Raw genomic sequence first — 19,594 nt, forward strand, 5'->3', positions numbered from 1 at the left:
CTCCTCTCGGCGAGTCACGTCAGCTGTACCGGGTTCAATCTTCCTCTCGCGCTGTTAAGCGGACATTGCTTGAGCTGGGATTTCGACGAGAGTCCGGTCACAGGGCCGGCACGGCGGCCGCGTCGAGACGGTCGCCGAGGATCACCGCGGCCGCGCGGACCAGCTGCGCGACCCGGTCCACCTCGGTGATGTGGAACGCGGCGGCGGGCAGTTCGTCCTCGTCCGTACGCGCGACCACGAGCACCAGCCCGGCCCGGCCGAACGGCGCGATCGCGTAGCGGGTGTTGCCCGGCCCGGCGAGCGGACGGGCGCGCAGCGGGGTGATCTCGGGCAGCTGCAGCGGGGTGGGTGCGCGCCAGCTCGCGTACGCGATGGTGGGTTCGGCGCCCAGGCTGAGGCCGGGCTCGGCGGGCAGCGGCCGGGGCGCGCCGGAACGGGCGGCCCAGTCGGCCGGCACGATCGCGGCGGCGGCCCAGTCGGCGGCCAGCAGCCCCGGCACGGCGTCGACCAGGGTGGCCAGGCCGTCTGCGGGGTTCGCGGCCACCTGGGCCAGCAGTTCGGCGTCGTGGCCGCCCGAGACGGGAGCGCCTATCGCCTTCCACACGCCGTCGACCTGCACACCGGGGATCGCGGCCAGCCCGGCCAGCAACCGTTCGACCCGGGACGCCCCCGGCCAGACGACAGTGAAGTCGTCGACGGCCCGGCCGCCCAGCCTTTCCAGCACGACCACCTGCACAATGTCGGCCCCGGCGACGCCCAGCGTGCGAGCCACCTGACCGAGGGCCCCGGGGCGATCGGGCAGGGTGACTCGAACCCGCAGCAACATGCGACTCCTCCCGTTCTGCAGACGGCACGGCGAGGCCGTCCCCGTAAGCGGCCAGACTGCCAATGCGGCGTTTCGTCCCGGTTGCCGAGCCGTGTCCTGCGCCTGACAAAATCCCCGGTAGGGTCGATCCGTGATCTGCCAGGCCTGCCGCGACAAGCGCCACGAGGACTGCCGTGGTGGCTCGTGGTGCGACTGCCAGCACCGCGCGCCCGAGCCGGTTCCGCCGGTGACCGGGCCGCCCGGCCCATGACGTCGTTCCCGGTGTGGCCGTCCACGGCCGACGGGCTGGTCGAGCTCTATCCGCGTAACCCGGCGCCGGCACTGCGGATGAACTTCATCGCCAGCGCCGACGGGGCGGTGACGGTCGACGGGCTCTCCGGCGGGCTGCACGGTCCCGGCGACAAGGAGATCTTCGACTCGCTGCGGATGGTCTGCGACGCGCTGGTCGTCGCGGCGGGCACTGTGCGGGCCGAGAACTACGACGCGTTGCGGCTGACCGAACCGGCGCGGAGGTGGCGGCTCGCGCACGGCCTGGCCGAGTTCCCGCTCATGGTGATCGTGTCGCGCTCGCTGGAATTCGACCTCGACCAGCTGGTCTTCTCGGACGCGCCGGTCCGCCCGATCGTGGTCACCACCGGGCCGGCGCGTGATCTGGGCGACGCGGCCGAGGTGCTGGCGGTCGACGATCTGGGCGCGGCCGTACGGGAATTGCACGCCCGCGGCGCCACCCAGCTGCTCTGCGAGGGCGGCCCCAGCCTGTTCGGCTCGATGATCGAGGCCGACCTGGTCGACGAGTTGTGCCTGACCGTCTCCCCGCTGCTGGTCGGCGGCGGGGCCGGTCGCATCTCGGCCGGCCCCGTCACGCCTCCCCGCCGCCTGTCTCTGCGCCATGTCCTGACGCTGGACGACATGCTGTTCCTCCGGTACGTCCGTCAGGGCAGCTGACCGGCCCGGTCGACGATCGCTATCTTCAACTGGGCCGTCCAGCCGGTCACCGCGTTCTTCGGGTACGGGGTGGTGTCGTCCACCACCACGTCGCGTTCGCCCAGGAACTTGTACGACGTGGCGTCGAAGATCAGGTCGTGGCGGGTGCCCTGGTCGACCCGGGAGACCGCGATGCCCCGCCGCCCGGCCAGGTCGGTCTGCTTCACCGTGGTCGTGCCCGGGATGGTCGCCGCGGCCTCGAACAGCGCGGCCACCGAGGCGGGCGGCAGGTACTGCTCGCGCAGGGTGTCGCCGACCTTGACGAAGGCGATCCGGTCGGCCGGGATGCCCTTGGCGTTCGCGGTGTCCCGGTAGAGGTAGGCCCGCATCGCCCTGGCGTCGGTTGGCAGCTCGTCCCGGTAGGCGCGCTGACCGGCGTCGAGCGGCCAGTCGGCTTCGCCGGGTTCGCTCAGCAGCCCGGCCCGGCTGCCGTCGACCGACAGCCACACCCGGCGGAGCTTTTCGACCGGTGGCTGATAAGCGGGGCGTTTGGAGCCGGAGGGCTTGTCGTTCGCGGCGGCCCCGGCCCACGCCACCCGGGACTCGACATAGACGAACTGGTCGGACCGGGCCTTGAGGGGCGTTTCGCGTCGTGCCTCGGCGGCGGCCAGGCGCAGCACCCGCACCGCCTCGGGCGCCTGCTCCTGGGGGCTGCTCGCCGGCCCGGCCTGCTCGCCGGGGAGGGCCACCACACCGGCCACGCCGACCGCCACGGCCAGCGCCGCCACGGGGGCCGAGCGCCAGACCCACCGCGTACGGGATCGGGCCGGCTCGGCGCGGAACATCGCCGACCGCGCGTTCGCCAGCACGCCGGGCGCGGGCGGGGGCACGTCGGCCCGGAACTTCTCCATCAGATCGAGGTCATTCATCGTCGATTCCGTTCGTCAGGTCGAGGTGGGGCACGGCCGCGCGCAGACGTCTGCGGGCGCTGTGCAGCCGCGAGCGGACGGTGCCGATCGGGATGCCCAGGGCCTCGGCGACCTCCGGATAGCTCAGCTGCGCCTGACTGATCAGGGTCAGAACGTCGCGCTCGCCCCGGTTCAGCTTCGCCAGCGCTCCGGCCAGCGCGCGCACCTGCTCGGACGCGTCGACCCGGGCGGTCACCCGGTCGTCGTGACCGGCCAGGGCCAGGTCGATGCCTGTGCGGGCCAGCGCGTGATACTGCCGGGTCTCGGTGCGCTGATGCCCGCGCAGCAGGTTGGCCGCGATGCCGTAGAGCCAGGGCAGCGCCTCCGGGCGGCTCACGTCGTACCCGGATCGGCTGCGGAAGGCGGTGAGGAAGGTCTCGGCGGTCAGGTCGTCGGCGAGGGTGCTCCCGACGCGGCGGGACAGATAGCGGTGGATGGTGGTGGCATGCCGGTCGAAGACCGATCCGAACGCCTCGGGCTGGGTGGCGGAAAGCTGGATCAGGTCGCCGTCGGTGAGCTCGGCCCGCGTGGCCGTCGGTCTCATGCGCGCCCTTCCGGTCGGTGGGAGTTCCGTCACCCCGTCTTTGGCCGATCGGCTCGGAACGGTTCATTCCCGGGCGCGCCTCCACAGCTGGGGCAAGATCTTGTGGATAACTCTGTGTATGACCACCAGAAGTTGTGGACAACGCGTGCCAACCGATGCCTGGTGCGAGTTCTGTCGTACCCCTGGTGCACGATGAGCGGCGTGTCTGACGAATCTTCCCCCGTCGGGCGGGTGCTAGGTACTGCCGACGCCACGCCGCTCCAGTTCTGGACGGCCGTGACCCCCGGCAGTTATCTACAGCTCGACGATGTCGTGGTCACCCAGCGTGACTTGCCGGACCGCGAACCGGTGACGATCGCCGGGGTGGTCACCCAGGTGCGGGCGCGGCACGAGGGCGCCCAGTTCGACTCCGACGTCTTCGCCATCGCCGACGGCACGCTGCCGGCCCTGGTGCAGGAGGCGGCCGAGATCACCACCACGCGGGTCGACCCCGAGCTCTACGTTCCGCCCGCGCCCGGCGCGATCGTGCACCGCGCGTCCGGCGAGGCCCGCGACGCCGCCCTGCACTTCGACCGGATGGACAGGCGGATCCCGATGGGCACCGGCCGCGACGGCGTGCCCGTGTTCCTCAACGCCGACTTCCTCGACGGCACCCGCGGGGCTCACGTCTCGATCTCCGGCATCTCCGGCGTGGCCACCAAGACCAGCTTCGCCACGTTCCTGCTCTACTCGGTGTTCCGGTCGGGCGCGCTCGGGGCCGACGGCACCAACGCCCGCGCGCTGATCTTCAACGTCAAGGGTGAGGACCTGCTCTTCCTCGACCACCCCAACACCAAGATCGACGAGACCACCCGCGCGGCGTACAAGCTGCTCGAGCTCCCGGCGACACCCTTTTCCGACGTACGGGTCTATGCCCCGCCCCGGGCCGGCGACTCCTCCGGCGCGCCGGACGTGAGCAGCCGGCTGACCGGGGTCGACACGTTCTACTGGACGCTCGAGGAGTTCTGCGAGAAACGTCTGCTGCCGTACGTGTTCGCCGACGCCGACGACGAGCGCCAGCAGTACACGATGGTCGTGCACTCGGTCACGGCCCACCTCAACCGCCACGCCGTGCCGGCCGAGGGCGGCATCAGCATCGACGGGCGCAGGATCGGCTCGTACGGGGATCTGGTCGACCACATCGTCGAGCAGCTCACCGACGACGAGACCCGATCGACGTGGGCCGGCAGCGCGATCAACATGGGCACCGTCAACGCGTTCGCCCGCCGGTTGATCGGCAGCAAGCGTGACCTGTCCCGGCTGATCCGCGGCGACCTCGCCCAGCGCCGCCCGCACCAGATCAAGACGGCCGAGTCGGCCCAGGTCACCGTCGTCGACCTGCACAACCTGCCCGATCGGGCCCAGCGGTTCGTGGTCGGCGTGACGCTCAAGACCGAGTTCGAGGAGAAGGAGAAGGCCGGCACCGGCCGCCCGCTGCTCTTCGTCGTGCTCGACGAGCTGAACAAGTACGCGCCGCGCGAGGGCACCTCGCCGATCAAGGAGGTGCTGCTCGACATCGCCGAGCGCGGCCGCTCGCTCGGGGTGATCCTGATCGGCGCCCAGCAGACGGCGAGCGAGGTCGAGCGGCGCATCGTGACGAACTCGGCCATCCGCGTGGTCGGCCGGCTCGACCCGGCCGAGGCGGCCCGCCCCGAATACGGGTTCCTGCCGCCCGCCATGCGGCAGCGCGCGCTGCTGGCCCGGCCGGGCACGATGTTCGTCAACCAGCCCGACATCCCCGTGCCGCTCTGCGTCGAGTTCCCGTTCCCGGCCTGGGCCACCCGCAAGTCCGAGTCCGGCCCGCCGCCGTCCGAGACGATGAAATCCATCGTCCAGGGGGCCGATCCGTTCGCCGTCGTGGGCAGCCGCGGCGGTTCGTCCGACGACGACATCCCGTTCTAAGGTCTTGCGATGCGCATCCTGCACACGTCCGACTGGCACGTCGGCAAGGTCCTCAAGGGACGCAACCGCCACGACGAGCACATCCGCGTGCTGGCCCAGGTGGTCGACACGGCCCGCGCCGAGCGCCCCGACCTGGTCGTCATCGCCGGTGACCTGTACGACACGGCGGCGCCGACGGCCGACGCCACGCGGGTGGTCACCCGGGCGCTGACGGCCCTGCGCAACACCGGCGCCCAGGTGGTCGCGATCGGCGGCAACCACGACAACGGCCCGGCGCTCGACGCGCTGCGCCCGTGGGCCGAGGCGGCCGGCATCACGCTGCGCGGCGCGGTCAAGGACAAGGCCGACGAGCTGGTGATCCGGGGCGAGACCGCCGGCGGCGAGAAGTGGCAGCTCGTCACGCTGCCGTTCCTCTCCCAGCGGTACGCGATCCGGGCCGCCGAGATGTACGAGCTGACCGCGGCCGAGGCCACCCAGACGTACGCGGACCACATCGCCCGCCTGATCGAGCGGCTGAGCCAGGGCTTCGACGAGCCCGGGGTGGTCAACCTGCTGACCGCGCACCTGACCATCGTCGGGGCGTCGGCCGGCGGCGGCGAGCGCGAGGCGCACACGATCATGGGCTACGCGGTGCCGGCCACGGTCTTCCCGCGCAATGCGCACTACGTGGCGCTGGGCCACCTGCACCGCGCCCAGCAGGTCATCTCGCCGTGCCCGACCCGGTACAGCGGCAGCCCGCTCGCGATCGACTTCGGCGAGGAGGAAAACGTCTCCTCGGTCGCGATCGTGGACGTCAGCATCGACAAGGCGGCCCGGGTGCGCGACGTGCCGATCACCGGGGCGGTCGCGCTGCGCACGGTGCGCGGAAGCCTCGAACAGCTCGCGACGGTGAACCTTCCCGATGCCTGGCTCCGTGTCATCGTCCGTGAGAAGCCGCGGGTCGGCCTCCGCGAGGACGTGCAGGAGCTGCTGCCCAACGCCCTCGAGGTGCGCATCGACCCCGACATGATGCCCAAGCGGGCGGGGGAGCGGATGGCACAGCGGGCCGGGCGATCACCGCGCGAGCTCTTCGGCGACTACCTGGACAGCCGCGAGAACGCCGAGGACGGCGTGCGGGAACTGTTCGACGAGCTGTACGACGAGGTGAGCACCCACTCATGAGCGAACGAAGTGAGCGCAGGAGGCTCAGCACCCAGGTCTGCGATCCGGCGGAGCGAAGCGGAGCGGGATCATGAGACCGATCAGGCTCGACATGGCCGGGTTCACCGTCTTCCGGGACGAGACCACCGTCGACTTCACCGACGCCGACTACTTCGCGCTCGTCGGGCCGACCGGCTCCGGCAAGTCGACGGTCCTCGACGCGGTCACCTTCGTGCTGTACGGCACTGTCCCGCGCTGGGGCGGCGCCCGCGGCATCGTGAACGCGCTGGCCCCGTCGGCCACCGAGGCCCGGGTGCGGCTGGTCTTCGAGTCGGCCGGCGACCGGTACGTCGCGACCCGCGTGGTGCGCCGCGACGGCCGGGGCAACGTCAAGACGGCCGGAGCCGGGCTGCAGCTGATGCCGGCCGGGTTCGACGTCACCAAGCTCGACACCGGGATGGACCTCGACGACCTGGGCGAGGTGCTGGCCGGCACCCCGGCCGAGATGGACGCGGCCGTGCTCGACGCCGTCGGCCTGCCGTTCGAGCAGTTCACCAGCTGTGTCGTGCTGCCGCAGGGCCAGTTCGCCGACTTCCTGCACGCCAAACCGGCCACCCGGCAGCAGATCCTGGTCAACCTGCTCGGCCTGCACGTCTACGAAGAGGTGCAGACCCGGGCGACCGGCCGTGCGCAGACCGCGGAAGGCAAGCTCGCCGTCGTCGACCAGGGCCTGGCCGGGCTGGCCGACGCCACCGACGAGGCGGTCGAAGCGGCCGAGCAGCACGTCACCCGTATGCGCGAGTTCACCGCCGCCGTCGAGCAGGCGATGCCGGGCCTGCGGGCGAGACGCACCGCCGAGGCCGAGGCCGCCGCCACCCGCGACGCGCTCGACGCCGACCTGCGGCTGCTCTCCTCGGTGCGTACGCCGCAAGCAAGCGTGGAGACCGCGGGCGTGACCGCGGCAGCGCGGGCGACCGCCGCCGAGGCCGCGGACGAGGTGCGCGCGGCCGAGGAGAAAGAAGAGAAGCTGCGCGGCGAGCTGGCGGCGGCCGGTGATGCCGGGTCGCTCAGCCTGATGCTCGACCGGCACGCCGAGCTGGAACGGCTGACCGGCCAGGCCGAGTGGTTCGCGGGCGAGGTGTCGGTGGCCGAGGTCGAGTACAAGGATGCCGCGACCGCCGCCGAGATCGCTCACAGCGCCCACCTCGGCGCGGCCCAGCTGCTGGAACAGGCCCGGCTCGACTACGTGGAGGCCCAGCGCATCGACCGGGCCTCGGCGCTGCGGGCGCACCTGGCGGCGGGCGACCACTGCCCGGTCTGCGAGCAGGTCGTGACGACCGTGCCCGCCGTGCCCGAGGAGTCGTCGGTGCGTGCCGCCGAGACCACGGGAAAGGCCGCCCGCGCCGCCGCCGAGGTCGCGGAGGCCGCCTGGCAGCAGCGCGACGCCGTGGCCCGCAAGCTCGAGAGCAACCTGGAACGCAAACGCGCCCAGCACGAACACCACCTGTCCCGGATGGCCGAGGCGCGCGCCGCGGTGGCCGACTCGCCCGGGGTGGACGCCCTGCGCCGCCGGCTCGCCGAGATCGAGAAGCTGCAGAAGCAGCTCGACAGGGCGGGCGCGGCCGTGCGGACGGCCCGTTCGGCGCATCGGCAGGCCCAGGCCGCGGTGATCGCCGCCGAGGACCGTCAGCGCACCGCGTGGCGCGAGTTCGACGACGTACGGGATCGGGTGGCTCGTTTCTCGCCGCCGCCCGCCGACCGTGACGATCTCGCCGGCGCGTGGTCGACCCTGGCCGGCTGGGCCGCCGAGCAGTCCGCCGAGCGCGCGACCGCCCGCGCGGCAGCCGAGGAAGCCGTGGCCACCGCCCACCGGTCCACTGTCGCCGCGCTGCAGGAGATCGCAGCCTTGTTCACCGCGGCCGGGGTCACCGTCCCGCAGCACGACGAGTCCGCCCTGATCCGGGCGGCGGCCGTGGCCGTCGAACGGGCCGAGGCGTCCTGGCGGCGGCTGTCCGACCGGCGCGACCAGGTCCGCGAGTTCACCGAGCAGCGGATGACGCTGCAGCGCGAGATGCGGGTGGCCAAGTCGCTGGCCGGGCACCTGCGGGCCAACAACTTCGAGCGCTGGCTGCTCGAGGAGGCGCTCGACATGCTGGTCGACGGCGCCTCGCGGATCCTGCGCGAGCTCACCGGCGGGCAGTACGACCTGATGCACGACAAGGGCGAGTTCTACGTCATCGACCACCACGACGCCGGGCTGCGGCGGGGGGTGCGCACGCTGTCCGGCGGCGAGACGTTCCAGGCCTCGCTCTCCCTCGCGCTCGCCCTGTCCGAGCAGCTCGCGGGCATGTCGACCACGGCCGCCAGCCTCGAGTCGATCGTGCTGGACGAGGGTTTCGGCACGCTCGACGCGGCGACCCTCGACGTGGTGGCGGCGACCCTGGAGAACCTGGCCGCGCGGGGTGATCGCATGGTCGGCGTGGTCACCCACGTCACCGCGCTGGCCGAGCGGGTGCCGGTGCGGTTCGAGGTGCACAAGGACGCCCGTACGGCGCATGTGGTGAGGGTGGGCCTTTGACCAGGATGTTCGTGGACGCGTGGGATCCGTCGTACGGGTCCTCGTTCGAAGGCGGCGCCGAGGGCGGGGACGGTCCGGCCTCGCCGAGCAGCGCGCAGGTGGACACCGACGTCGAGGTGCCGGCGGCCGAGTGGGCGCCGATCGACGTGTCGTCCTCGGTGCGCTGCCCCGACGTGGTGTTCCTGGTCGACGGCGTACGGCGCAACGACGCGGGACTGTGGACGGCGGAGGAGGACGGGACGTCGTACGCCGGGCTCGCCGCCTCGTACGCGGCCGGGGTGGTTCGCTGCGACCTCGCTCGCGGGGCGGCCGAGTTGGTGGGCGCGCGCGTGGGCCGCGGGTTGTTCACGGCCAGCCCGTCGGCCGGGGACGTGCAGGCCGGAACGGTGCGTTATGAGGTGCACCGCATCCACGGCACGGGCGAGGCCAGCAAGCTGCCGGCCGCCGTGCAGGGGCCGCTGACCGCGCTCGAGATCGACATCTCGTCGGCCGCGCGCGAGATGGGCGCGTCCTTCGCGGGCGACGACCTGCTGGTGGTGGACGGGCCGCTGCGCAACCGGCGACAGCTGCCGCGCACGATCGGGTACGTCAAGACGCAGCAGAAGCAGTACCTGCCGGCCACGTTGACCGCGGTCGTGACGTCGCTGCGGCCCAGCCAGCGCACGCCGGTGTTCCACCTGGGCACGGTGTGGGGCGGCTGGTCGTGGTATCTGCGGCTGCCCGGCGCGTCGGGGGCGCCGTGGTCGGGCATCGTCCGGGTCGAGTGCTCGCCCGACCTGACCCCCGAGCAGGCGATCGAGCTGGCCGAGATCTCCGGCGCGACGCTGCCACGGTTCGCGTCGTCGGCGTACAAGGACCCGCGGGCGCCGCAGAACCTGGTGCCGATCGCCGGGCTGGAGCGCCGGCTGCGCGGCATGCTGGGCGACGCGCGGGTGCTGCACCGGGCGCTGACGCTGGCTACGGCCCGGTCGCGATGAGCTGACGGACCAGATCCCGTACGCGGTCCGGATCGGTCCGGGGCTGCTCGCAGAACACCAGATGGGCCGTGCCGACCACGCTCAACGCCAGCGTGTCGGCCGTGGTCCGCTGATCCGCTCGCAGATCCCGCTGCTCGGCTCCGGCCGGCGTCGCGGCGCCGGTTCGCAGCTCGGCTCCGGTCTGCGTCTCGGCCGTCAGGTAGGCGGCGATCACGGCCGTCGCCTCGGTCAGGATCGGGACACCGTACGGGGGGTCGCGGCGCAGCCGGGCGCGTAGCTCGCCGCGCCCGATGACGAGCGAGATGAGACCCAGCCCGACCTGGTCGAAGACGCCGAACAGGAAGTCGGCGATGTTCTCGGCCACCACACCCGTGCCGGCGTGCTCGACCATGGTGGCGCCCCAGGCCTCGAGGCCGGCGATGCGGCGGCGCACGAGCTCGGCCAGGAACTCGTCGAAGTCGGTGAAGTGCCGGTGCAGCACGCCCTTGGCCACGTCGGCCTCCGCGGTGACGGCCCGGCTGGTCAGCGCGTTGGGCCCGTGGCGCATGAGGACGCGCTCGGCGGCATCGAACAACTGCTGGCGTACGTCGCGCAGCGCCACTCCGGTCGGCACGGGTGTCAGCCTGCCACATGGCGAAGTGGGCGCTTGCCCATTAGAGTGGGCGCATGCCCACTCCGCACCGTGAGCGCCAAGCCGCCGAGTCCTTCGGGGTCGACGCGGCCCGCTACGACCGCACCCGGCCGTCGTACCCGGCCGCCCTGATCGAACGCATCGTCGCGGGCCTCCCCGGGCGCTCCGTCCTCGACGTCGGCATCGGCACCGGCATCCTGGCCCGGCAGTTGCGCGCGGTCGGCTGCGACGTCCTCGGCGTCGAACCGGACCCGCGCATGGCCGCGTTCGCGCGTGAATCCGGATTCGACGTCGAGGTGGCGCGGCTGGAGGACTGGGAGCCCGCAGGACGACTCTTCGACGGGGTGGTGTCCGGTCAGGCGTGGCACTGGGTCGATCCTGTCGCCGGGGCCGCCGCAGCTGCTTCGGCGCTGCGCCCGGGTGGGCGGCTCGCGTTGCTCTGGAACGCCGGGCAGCCCTCATCCACGGTGGCGGACGGCTTCCTCGACGTGTACGAGCGTTTGCTGCCGGGGAGCCCGATGGCCTCCGTACGGGGAATGTCGGCGGCGCAGGGGTATGCGGGGCTGCGGGATCGGGCCGAGGAGGGGATCCGGGCTTCCGGAGCCTTCGCCGGGGCGGAGCGGTGGAGTGCTGAGTGGTCGCAGGTCTGCACGCGGGACGAGTGGCTCGACCAGTTGCCTACGCAGGGGTTGCTGACGCGGTTGCCGGCGCCGCAGCTGGCCGAGTTGACGGCGGCGATCGGCGGGGTGATCGACGCGGCGGGCGGAAGCTTTCCGATGCACTTCACGACACTGACCACCACGGCGGTGCGGCGGGCCGCTTGATCCGGCTGTCGTGTCGAGGGCTCTCCGCGTTTCGCGCACCGGGCTGCGCGCTTCCGCCGGGCTGTGTGTTTCTGCCGGAGGTGGGCGATCTGCTGGGTTGGGCGTTCTGCCGGGCCGGGCGTTCTGCTGGGTTGGGCGTTCCCGTCGGGCCGGGCGTTCCCGTCGGGCCGGGCGTTCCCGTCGGGCCGGGCGTTCCCGTCGGGCCGGGCGTTCCCGTCGGGCCGGGCGTTCCCGTCGGGCCGGGCATTGCCGCCGGGCCGCACACTCGGCCGCCTCTCCGGGCTCCGGCCCGGCTGACTTGATTTCCGCCAACATGCCCTACCCACCCGACCAAGGGGGACCCCCACCCGGGGACCCCACCCTAAGCAGAAGGGGTGTCCTGAGGGCGCGGTTGTCCACATCCTAGGGCGGTGCCGGATTGCGGGCTTCGAGTTGTCCACAGGCTGTGTGGCGACTCCAACGACCTGTTAGATCCGACAGATGGGTCTAACCGGGATGGTTACGACACGGATCACGTGAACAGGCCGGATGGAGGGCAGACGTCCTCCGAACGGGCCGGCGACCGAGATGGGAGCGCTCCCATGCATGGCGACGGGGACGCTCCGGAAGGGCTTGCCTACTCAGCGGTAGCGCCGCACCGCCGGTGCGTCACGGCTGCTCAGAAGGGCGTTTCATGAGACCGGTGTGGCTGAGTATTATTCGGCTGCCCTGACAGTCATATCGGTGCAGATCGATGAATTCACATCGTCTATCCATGCGCCTCGTGACCCCCCACACGAGACCGGAGGACCGTTTGAGACCGCTCCCCGAAATTTTCCCGTCCGCGTTGATCCCGAGGGCGGTTCCCGGCCGTATCTCAGGCGACGGGGAAAACTCCGGGCGGAGGTATCAATGCATGCGGTGGCCGAACATCGGCTGGCGCCGGGCGGGGTGCGCCTGATGACACAGCAGCGTTCCGATGGACGGTGGCAGTCACTCGACGGAGGCCGTAGTGCGGGCGATGGTGGTTCGGTGATTCCCCGGCAGGCGCCGCGGCACGAGGCCGCGACCCCGGCGGGGGCAAGTCACGAAGACACTCTGGTCAAGATGCTCTACGAGGAGCACGCCGGCCCTCTGCTGATGTTCGTCCTGCGCCTGACCGGCGGTGACCGGCAGCGCGCGGAAGACATCGTGCAGGAGACCCTGCTCCGGGCCTGGCGCAACGCGCACCGGCTCGGCGCGCAGGGGCAGCAGTCGCTGCGGCCGTGGCTGGTGACCGTCGCCCGGCGGATCGCGATCGACGATCACCGCAGCGCGAGCGCCCGGCCGGCCGAGACGTACGACCGTGAGCTGGAGAGCTTCCCCAGCCAGGCCGACGACACCGACCGCGTGCTTCAGTCGATGACGGTCTCCGACGCGCTGCGCGAGCTCAGCCAGTCGCACCGCGAGATTCTCATCGAGACCTACTTCCGGGGCCGCACGGTGCCGGAAGCGGCGGAAAAGCTCAACCTTCCGCTGGGAACTGCCAAGTCAAGGGTGTATTACGCTCTGCGTGCGTTGCGGACCGCGTTGCAGCAGCGGGGGGTGACCGAATGACACAGGAAGATCACTTCGACGTCGCGTCGTACGCGTTGGGCGTGCTTGACGAGCACGACGCCGCACGCTTCGAGGACCACCTCATCGAGTGCCAGAGGTGCGCTTACGAGTTGGAGTCCTTCGTCGAGGTCGCCGATCTGCTGGCCGACGTCGACGCGAACTCCGTGATCGTCGCCGAGGAGGCCCGGCGCGACGGCTTCATGCTGCAGAAGGTGATCGGCGAGGTCAGTCACGAGCGGCATCGGGCGAACAGCCGGCGGCTCTACAGCCTGGCCGCCGCGGTCGTCGTCTTCGCGATGCTGTCGATCGGCGCGTTCTTCGTGGGTGGTCAGGTCTTCGGCGGCGAGAGCAACAACCCGGCGACGACCAACACGGCCCAGCGTGGCGAGGGCCAGATGGACCCGTTGCCCAACTCGGGCGGCGGCCCCGGCATCGGCGGGACCGACCTCACGGGCGAGCGGTTCGACGGTTCCGATCCACGCTCCGGAGTGCAGGCGTCGGTCGCCTTCGAGAAGAAGACGTTCGGCACCCAGATCTCGTTCTCGATCGGCAACATCACCGGCCCGAAGGTCTGCCGGCTGGTGGCCGTGCACACCGACGGCACCACCGAGCCGCTCGTCTCGTGGACGGTGGGGGAGAACGGCTGGGGCACGGCGAAGAACTCCGAGCCGCTGCTGCTGCAGGCTGTCACCGCCACCCCGCGCGACGAGATCGCGCATGTGCAGGTGCAGGAGGTCGCCGCGAACGGCGCCGGCGAGACCCTGGTGCGCGTTCCGTAATCAGATCAGCACGGAAAAGGACCCCGGCCCTTCGGCCGGGGTCCTTTCTTTTTCCTTAGGCCAGCAGGTCCCGTGAGGTCTCGCCAAAAACTCGGAAATTGATGGGAACTTTCTTCAACCGCCACGACCCCGTCCGCGTACTACAGCCCGGAAACGCCAGACGAAGAAACAGCCTGGAGGGCACGTGGTACCGGAGAAGCGAAAGTTGATGGTCGTCGGCGCCGCAATCGCCGCGGCGTTCGCAGTGACCGGCTGCGCCCCGCAGGGATACAACGAGGCCGACTACGGCGACTCGGCCGTGCCGGCCGGCGCCAACGCCGAGGCGACCGACGGCCCTGCCGCCGACCCGGCTGCCACGAGCGACCCCGCGGCCGAGGCCGACCCCAACGCGACTGAGGGCCCCGGCGACCCGAACGCCGCCCCCGAGCTCAGTGACGCCGAGGCGACCAACTCGCTGACCGGCAGCAAGGTCGCGCGGATGGGCAAGGTCGTCGTCAACGACGAGGGCTTCGTGCTCTACCGCTTTGACAAGGACGGCAACAGCCCGGCCAAGTCGAACTGCGTCGGCGAGTGCGCCGAAATCTGGCCGCCGTCGCTCACCAACGACGGCAAGCCGAAGCTCAAGGGTGTCGACTCCAAGCTGGTCGGCACGGTCACCCGGGCTGACGGCAGCAAGCAGCTCACCCTCAAGGGCTGGCCGCTCTACACCTACGTCGGCGACAAGAAGCCGGGCAACTGGAAGGGCCAGAACGTCAACGGCTCCTGGTTCGTGATCCAGCCCGACGGCGCCAAGAACCTCACCTGTCTGCCGAAGGTCTCCAAGCCCGTGGCCCCGCCGGCCGGCGATTCCGCGGAAGACGGAGGCGCCGGTTCGAGTGACGATTCCGGCACTGGCAGCGACTACAGCTACTGATCAGTCCCCCGCTTCAGGAATTCGTTCAACAATCGCTGACCCGGAGGTAGAGGAAAATGCTTACCACTCGCTCATCGCGCCGTTCGACGCGTTGGTTGGTGGGCATTTCAACGGCGGCTCTGGCATTTGTGCTCGCACCGGTCAGCCCGGTTCAGGCGGCGCCCGGCGATGCCGGCCCGGTGCCGGTGCCGAGCTCGAACGGCCTCAGTAACAAGGGTGTCGGCGCGATCAGCGACGCCGACCGTGACTTCGTCATCAAGGTCCGGCTGGCCGGGCTCTGGGAGGTCCCGGCCGGCAACATGGCCGTGGAGAAGTCGAACGATCCGCGCGTCGTGCAGATCGGCAAGTCGATCGCCGCCCAGCATGTCGTCCTGGACAACCTCGACCGGGCGGCGGCCAAGAAGCTCAACATCAAGCTGCCGAACAAGCCGAACGGCGATCAGGAGCTCTGGCTGCAGGAGATGAGGGACGCGAACGCCACGACGTTCGACCAGATCTTCATCGACCGCCTCCGGGCCGCCCACGGCAAGATCTTCCCGGCGATCGGCACCATCCGGGCGACGACGCGGAACGACACGGTCCGCAAGTTGGCCCAGGAGGCCAACCAGTTCGTCCTGACCCACATGACGCTGCTCGAGTCGAGCAACATCGTCGACTACGCGTCGCTTCCCACAGCTCCCGCCCCCGCGAACCCCGGCAGTGGACCGGTCCCGGTGGACGGGCAGATGCTCGCGGCCGCCAGCAGCAGCGGCGGCATCCCGGGCGTCAGCACCACCGTGATCCTGCTCGTACTCGCGGTCGCTCTCGTGGCCGGCGTCATCACGTCCATGCGCATCTTCCGGGCTCGGTAGCCCCAGCCGGGTCCAGTCGCGTAACAGAAAGGTGTCACCCCCATGCGAAGGTCCAAGTACCGGCGCGCATCCAGGAGCAGCAACTGGTTCAGTGGCAAGCGCCGTATCGCTGCGGTCGCTGCCACGCTGGTGGCCTTCGGCGGCATCGTGACCGTCACTCAGGTCTCCAACGCGAGCACCGACCGGAATCAGCGCAAGGCGCTGTCCGCATGCGACAAGGTGCAGGCGCCCAACCGCGCGAAGCTCTCCACGGAGACACGTCGCGGCACGTACACCACCAACGGTGGCAAGGTCACCCAGCACCCGGACGACGGCGCGGGTGACACCGTGTCGACCCAGACGCTGCGCCAGCGCTGCCGTACCTGGGTGATGAACAACGTCGGCAACGGGAAGGACAACCCGACCACCCCGCCGACCGAGGCCGCGAGCACGGCGCCCGCCGCCGACCCCAACGCCGGTGGCGAGCAGGGCGGCGACCAGGGCCAGGGCAACGGCCAGGAGGGCAACAACGGCGGCGACCAGGGCGGCGACAACGGCCAGGGCAACGGCGGCGAGCAGGGTAACGGCGGCGAGGGCAACAACGGCGGTGACCAGGGTGGCGACAACGGCCAGGGCAACGGCGGCGAGCAGGGCAACGGCGGCGACCAGGGCGGCGACAACGGCCAGGGCGGCGACAACGGCCAGGGCAACGGCGACCAGGGCAACGGTGGCGACCAGGGCAACGGTGGCGAGACCACCCCGCCTCCGGGCGCCGGGCTGGGCGTTCTGACCAACAGCTGCGAGACCAGCAACCTGACCCCGCACAACGGCTTCCAGGAAGGCAGCCGCTGCGTCTCGACCGAGTTCGGTGAGGTCGGCGAGGCCAACGCCAACCCGAGCCTGCTGATCACGAACGCGCCCCGCGCGGTCGGTGTCAACCAGCCGTTCACGCTGAGCGTCAGCACCCGCAACCTGATCCGTGACCGGTTCCTCGCGGCCGGCCAGGGTGGTTACTACGTGGAGAGCTCGGTCCTGGCCAACGGCCTGGTCCGCGGTCACTTCCACACCGCCTGCCGCATGCTGGCCAGCACCAACGAGGCCCCCGCGCCCGACCCGGTCCCCGCGTTCTTCGTGGCGACCGAGGACAGCCGGGGTGGCGCGCAGCCCGACACGGTGCAGATCCAGGTTCCGGGTCTGCCGCAGGCCGGCACCGCGCAGTGCGCCTCGTGGGCCGGTGACGGCTCGCACCGCATCCCGATGATGGTCCGGGCCAACCAGACGCCCGCCTTCGACACGGTGCGGATCCAGGTCGGCAACGGCGGACGCCGCGGCGGCCGCTGACAAAAGAACTAGGAGCCACGCCGCGTATCCCGGAGGCGAACCTGAACGGGAGGAGGTCACCGACATGACCTCCGTCCCGGGCAGGGCCCCCCATCGACTTCGGGACGCTCGTCCTTCCCCCTGATGGACGACAGAGCGGCAGCTCCATGGCGGTCCGGACCAACTCGGGTGTCCGGTCGCCCTTCCGATGGCCCTGACCGGGAGCGCGGTCAGGGCCATCGGCCTGTCCAGGGATCGCGGCGCAAGCCGGGCGAGTGGGCATCGGTCCGCGAAGGTGGCACAGTGTTCCGGTGAGTTCGACCCGCAGGCTGACCGTCCCCGAGCGCTACCAGTTCGCCGCCTCGGTCCGGCCGTTGCTGGTCCCCAAGCACGACCCCTGCGGCCGTTTCACCGGCAACGACTTCTGGCTGGCGCTGCGCACCCCCGACGGCCCGGCCACGTTGCACCTGCACCGCGACGGCGACGGTCTGCTGGCCACCGGCTACGGTCCCGCCGCCGGCTGGGCGCTCGACCGGGCCGACGCGATCGCCGGTCTCCGTGACGACCTGAGCGGTTTCCCGGCCCTCGCCGCGTCCCATCCGCTCGTGGCGCGCCTGGCCAAGACCTTCGCGGGCGTACGCATGCCGGCCACCGGCCTGGTTTTCCGAAGCGTGCTGCGGGCGGTCCTCGAGCAGAAGGTCACCGGCAAGGAGGCCCACCGGGCGTACCGGATGATCTGCACGAAGCTCAGCGAGCCCGCCCCCGGCCCGATCGAGCTGATGCTTCCGCCCGACCCGGCCGTGATCGCCGCGACGCCGTACTGGGTGTTCCACCCGTACGGGGTCGAGCAGCGCCGCACCCAGGCACTGCAACGCGCCGCCCTGGTCGCCGGCAGGCTGGAACGCTGCGCCGGCTCGGCCGAGGCCACCGCCCGCCTGACTGCGTTGCCCGGCATCGGCCCGTGGACGGCGGCCGAGGTGGTGCGGGTGGCGTACGGGGATCCCGACGCGGTCAGCGTGGGCGACTTCCACATCCCCAACACCGTGGCGTGGGCACTGGCCGGCGAGGCACGCGGCACCGACGAGCGCATGCTGGAACTGCTCGCCCCGTTCACGGGTCACCGCGGCCGGGTCTGCGACCTGTTCGCCCACGGCGGCCTCGGCGCCCCCAAGTTCGGCCCCCGCATGCCGATCCGCTCGTTCGCGAAGTTCTAACCCCGTGAGCGGGACCGCTGGCGGGCGGTTTCGTACAGGATGACCGTGGCCGCGGCGGCGGCGTTGAGGGAGCTGGCCGCCCCCGTGATCGGGATACGGACCAGCACGTCGGCGGCCGCCCGCCAGGCCGCGCTGAGCCCGTTCGTCTCGTTGCCGATCAGCAGCGCGGTCGGGCCGGTCAGGTCGTGGTCGGCCACGTCGACGGCGCCGTGCTCGTCGGTGCCGACCAGCTGCACCCCGCCCCGCGCGGCCCAGTCGAGCAGCGGATCGGGACGGTCGAGCTGCAGGACCGGCAGGGCGAACAGCGAACCCGTGCTGGCCCGTACGGATTTGGGGTCGTACGGGTCGGCGGCGTGCCCGGTCACGACGACAGCGGCGGCGCCGAACGCGTCGGCCGAGCGGATCAGCGTGCCGATGTTGCCGGGGGCGGACGGCCGGTCGAAGACCACCACAAGGTCGGCGTCGGGCAGCGGGGGCGGCGCGGGCAGGCCGACCACGGCGATCAGCTCGGCCGACTCCTTGCCGGCCAGCTCGGCGACCAGCGCGGGGTCCATCGCCACCGGGCGTGCGCCGGTACGGTCGAGCATGTCGCGCGCCCAGCCCGACAGCGACTGCCGATCGGGGTAGATCAGGTCGCGGATCTCCCAGCCGTGCTCGGCGGCGAGCGTGATCGGGCGTACGCCGTGCACCAGGAACTCGCCCGCCCGATGCCGCTTGGTGCGGTTGGTGAGCAGCGCCTGCCACTGCTGGAAACTCGCGTTACGGGTGCTCACCCGGACAGCCCTCGACACCGCAGCGACGATACCGGGTAACAATTGCTGTGCGAGGAGGTGTACTCCATGCACACTGGCGGCGTGGCTTTCACCCTGACGATCGACTGTGGCGGCGGTGGCATCAAGGGTTCGGTGCTCGACGAGGCGGGCACGATGCGGGCACAGCCGTTGCGCGTCCCGACCCCCTATCCGTTGCCGCCCGAGCTGTTCGTCAAGACGTTGGTGCAGCTCGGTGAGCGTCTGCCCACGCACGACCGGGTGACCGTGGGCATGCCGGGCATGCTGCGTCACGGCGTCGTGGTGGCGACCCCGCACTACATCACCCGCTCCGGCCCCCGTACGAAGATCGACCCTGAGCTGCAGGACGCGTGGTTCGGTTTCGACGCCCGCACCGCGCTCGAGGACGCGTTCGGCCGGCCGACCCTGGTGCTCAACGACGCCGAGGTGCACGGGGCCGGGGTGGTCGCGGGCGCGGGTTGTGAGCTGGTGCTGACCTTGGGTACGGGACTGGGCTGCGCGCTCTTCGACGGCGGGGCGCTCGCGCCGCACCTGGAGCTGAGCCAGGCCCCCGTACGGTGGGGGATGTCCTACGACACGTACATCGGTGAGCATGAGCGCCGTCGGCTCGGTGACGCCCTCTGGTCCCGGCGGGTACGTAACGTCGTCGAGGGGCTGCGGCCGGTTTTCCTGTGGGACAGGCTCTACCTCGGCGGCGGCAACTCCCGCCTGATCACCCCGACGCAGCTCGCGCGGATGGGTGACGACGTGGTGGTGGTGCCGAACACGGCCGGCATCGTGGGCGGGGTGCGTGCCTGGACCCTCAACGCGTCCCGCTGA

18 protein-coding genes are annotated in these 19,594 nt (G+C 71.3%); 13 read left to right on the top strand and 5 right to left on the bottom strand.

Annotation, left to right across the window (positions count from 1 at the left end; genetic code table 11):
• Positions 1-97: 97 nt before the first annotated feature.
• Entirely contained in the window at positions 98-826 is a 729-nt protein-coding gene (locus tag C8E87_RS23095) for an ACT domain-containing protein (RefSeq protein ID WP_133875032.1), read from the bottom strand.
• Between the two features lie 246 nt (positions 827-1,072).
• On the opposite strand from C8E87_RS23095, the gene C8E87_RS23100 reads away from it, so the two are divergent.
• A complete protein-coding gene (locus C8E87_RS23100; protein ID WP_133877017.1) occupies positions 1,073-1,771 on the top strand; it encodes a pyrimidine reductase family protein in 699 nt (232 codons plus the stop codon).
• Here the strand turns inward: C8E87_RS23100 and C8E87_RS23105 are convergent.
• Positions 1,759-2,679 (bottom strand): CU044_5270 family protein, encoded by a 921-nt coding sequence (locus C8E87_RS23105; RefSeq protein WP_133875033.1) that lies wholly within the window; start codon positions 2,677-2,679, stop codon positions 1,759-1,761. The two genes, C8E87_RS23100 and C8E87_RS23105, sit on opposite strands and share 13 nt — an antisense overlap.
• Positions 2,672-3,262 carry an RNA polymerase sigma factor gene (locus C8E87_RS23110; protein WP_133875034.1) on the bottom strand — a complete coding sequence of 197 codons (591 nt, stop codon included), beginning with the start codon at positions 3,260-3,262 and terminating at the stop codon, positions 2,672-2,674. Before C8E87_RS23110 ends, C8E87_RS23105 begins: the two co-directional genes overlap by 8 nt.
• 192 nt (positions 3,263-3,454) lie before the next feature.
• Here C8E87_RS23110 and C8E87_RS23115 point away from each other — a divergent pair, with 192 nt between their 5' ends.
• From C8E87_RS23115 to C8E87_RS23130, 4 genes are all read left to right on the top strand, one after another.
• On the top strand, positions 3,455-5,203 hold the full coding sequence (locus tag C8E87_RS23115; RefSeq protein WP_133875035.1) for an ATP-binding protein: 1,749 nt from the start codon (positions 3,455-3,457) through the stop codon (positions 5,201-5,203).
• A 9-nt stretch (positions 5,204-5,212) separates the two neighbouring features.
• Positions 5,213-6,364, top strand: coding sequence for an exonuclease SbcCD subunit D (locus C8E87_RS23120; protein WP_133875036.1), 1,152 nt, complete (start codon positions 5,213-5,215; stop codon positions 6,362-6,364).
• A 70-nt stretch (positions 6,365-6,434) separates the two neighbouring features.
• The gene (locus tag C8E87_RS23125) at positions 6,435-8,921 is read left to right on the top strand and encodes an AAA family ATPase (RefSeq protein WP_133875037.1); all 2,487 of its coding nucleotides are present in this window, start codon (positions 6,435-6,437) and stop codon (positions 8,919-8,921) included.
• Positions 8,918-9,898, top strand: a complete 981-nt coding sequence (locus C8E87_RS23130) for a hypothetical protein (RefSeq protein ID WP_203720447.1) — start codon at positions 8,918-8,920, stop codon at positions 9,896-9,898. Before C8E87_RS23125 ends, C8E87_RS23130 begins: the two co-directional genes overlap by 4 nt.
• On the opposite strand, the gene C8E87_RS23135 is transcribed toward C8E87_RS23130, so the two are convergent.
• Positions 9,879-10,511, bottom strand: a complete 633-nt coding sequence (locus tag C8E87_RS23135; protein ID WP_133875038.1) for a TetR/AcrR family transcriptional regulator — start codon at positions 10,509-10,511, stop codon at positions 9,879-9,881. The genes C8E87_RS23130 and C8E87_RS23135 overlap by 20 nt on opposite strands.
• A 53-nt stretch (positions 10,512-10,564) precedes the next feature.
• On the opposite strand from C8E87_RS23135, the gene C8E87_RS23140 reads away from it, so the two are divergent.
• The 7 genes from C8E87_RS23140 to C8E87_RS23175 all read left to right on the top strand — a co-directional run bounded on the left by C8E87_RS23140 (position 10,565) and on the right by C8E87_RS23175 (position 17,984).
• A complete protein-coding gene (locus C8E87_RS23140; RefSeq protein WP_133875039.1) occupies positions 10,565-11,353 on the top strand; it encodes a class I SAM-dependent methyltransferase in 789 nt (262 codons plus the stop codon).
• 891 nt (positions 11,354-12,244) lie between these two features.
• Entirely contained in the window at positions 12,245-12,928 is a 684-nt protein-coding gene (locus C8E87_RS23150; protein WP_133875041.1) for a sigma-70 family RNA polymerase sigma factor, read from the top strand.
• The gene (locus C8E87_RS23155) at positions 12,925-13,707 is read left to right on the top strand and encodes an anti-sigma factor family protein (RefSeq protein ID WP_133875042.1); all 783 of its coding nucleotides are present in this window, start codon (positions 12,925-12,927) and stop codon (positions 13,705-13,707) included. Before C8E87_RS23150 ends, C8E87_RS23155 begins: the two co-directional genes overlap by 4 nt.
• A gap of 208 nt (positions 13,708-13,915) precedes the next feature.
• A complete protein-coding gene (locus tag C8E87_RS23160; RefSeq protein ID WP_203720473.1) occupies positions 13,916-14,620 on the top strand; it encodes a COG4315 family predicted lipoprotein in 705 nt (234 codons plus the stop codon).
• 98 nt (positions 14,621-14,718) lie between these two features.
• Entirely contained in the window at positions 14,719-15,471 is a 753-nt protein-coding gene (locus C8E87_RS23165) for a DUF4142 domain-containing protein (protein WP_307870513.1), read from the top strand.
• Positions 15,472-15,513: 42 nt separating this feature from the next.
• Entirely contained in the window at positions 15,514-16,791 is a 1,278-nt protein-coding gene (locus C8E87_RS23170; protein WP_133875045.1) for a Pecanex-like protein 1, read from the top strand.
• Positions 16,792-17,081: 290 nt separating this feature from the next.
• Complete coding sequence (locus tag C8E87_RS23175; protein ID WP_133875046.1) at positions 17,082-17,984, top strand: DNA-3-methyladenine glycosylase family protein; 903 nt, start codon at positions 17,082-17,084, stop codon at positions 17,982-17,984.
• Here the strand turns inward: C8E87_RS23175 and C8E87_RS23180 are convergent.
• Positions 17,981-18,775 (bottom strand): TrmH family RNA methyltransferase, encoded by a 795-nt coding sequence (locus tag C8E87_RS23180; protein WP_133875047.1) that lies wholly within the window; start codon positions 18,773-18,775, stop codon positions 17,981-17,983. The genes C8E87_RS23175 and C8E87_RS23180 overlap by 4 nt on opposite strands.
• Before the next feature lie 63 nt (positions 18,776-18,838).
• Here C8E87_RS23180 and C8E87_RS23185 point away from each other — a divergent pair, with 63 nt between their 5' ends.
• Positions 18,839-19,594 (top strand): ROK family protein, encoded by a 756-nt coding sequence (locus C8E87_RS23185; protein ID WP_133875048.1) that lies wholly within the window; start codon positions 18,839-18,841, stop codon positions 19,592-19,594.

It is taken from the genome of Paractinoplanes brasiliensis (assembly GCF_004362215.1).
Taxonomy (GTDB): domain Bacteria; phylum Actinomycetota; class Actinomycetes; order Mycobacteriales; family Micromonosporaceae; genus Actinoplanes; species Actinoplanes brasiliensis.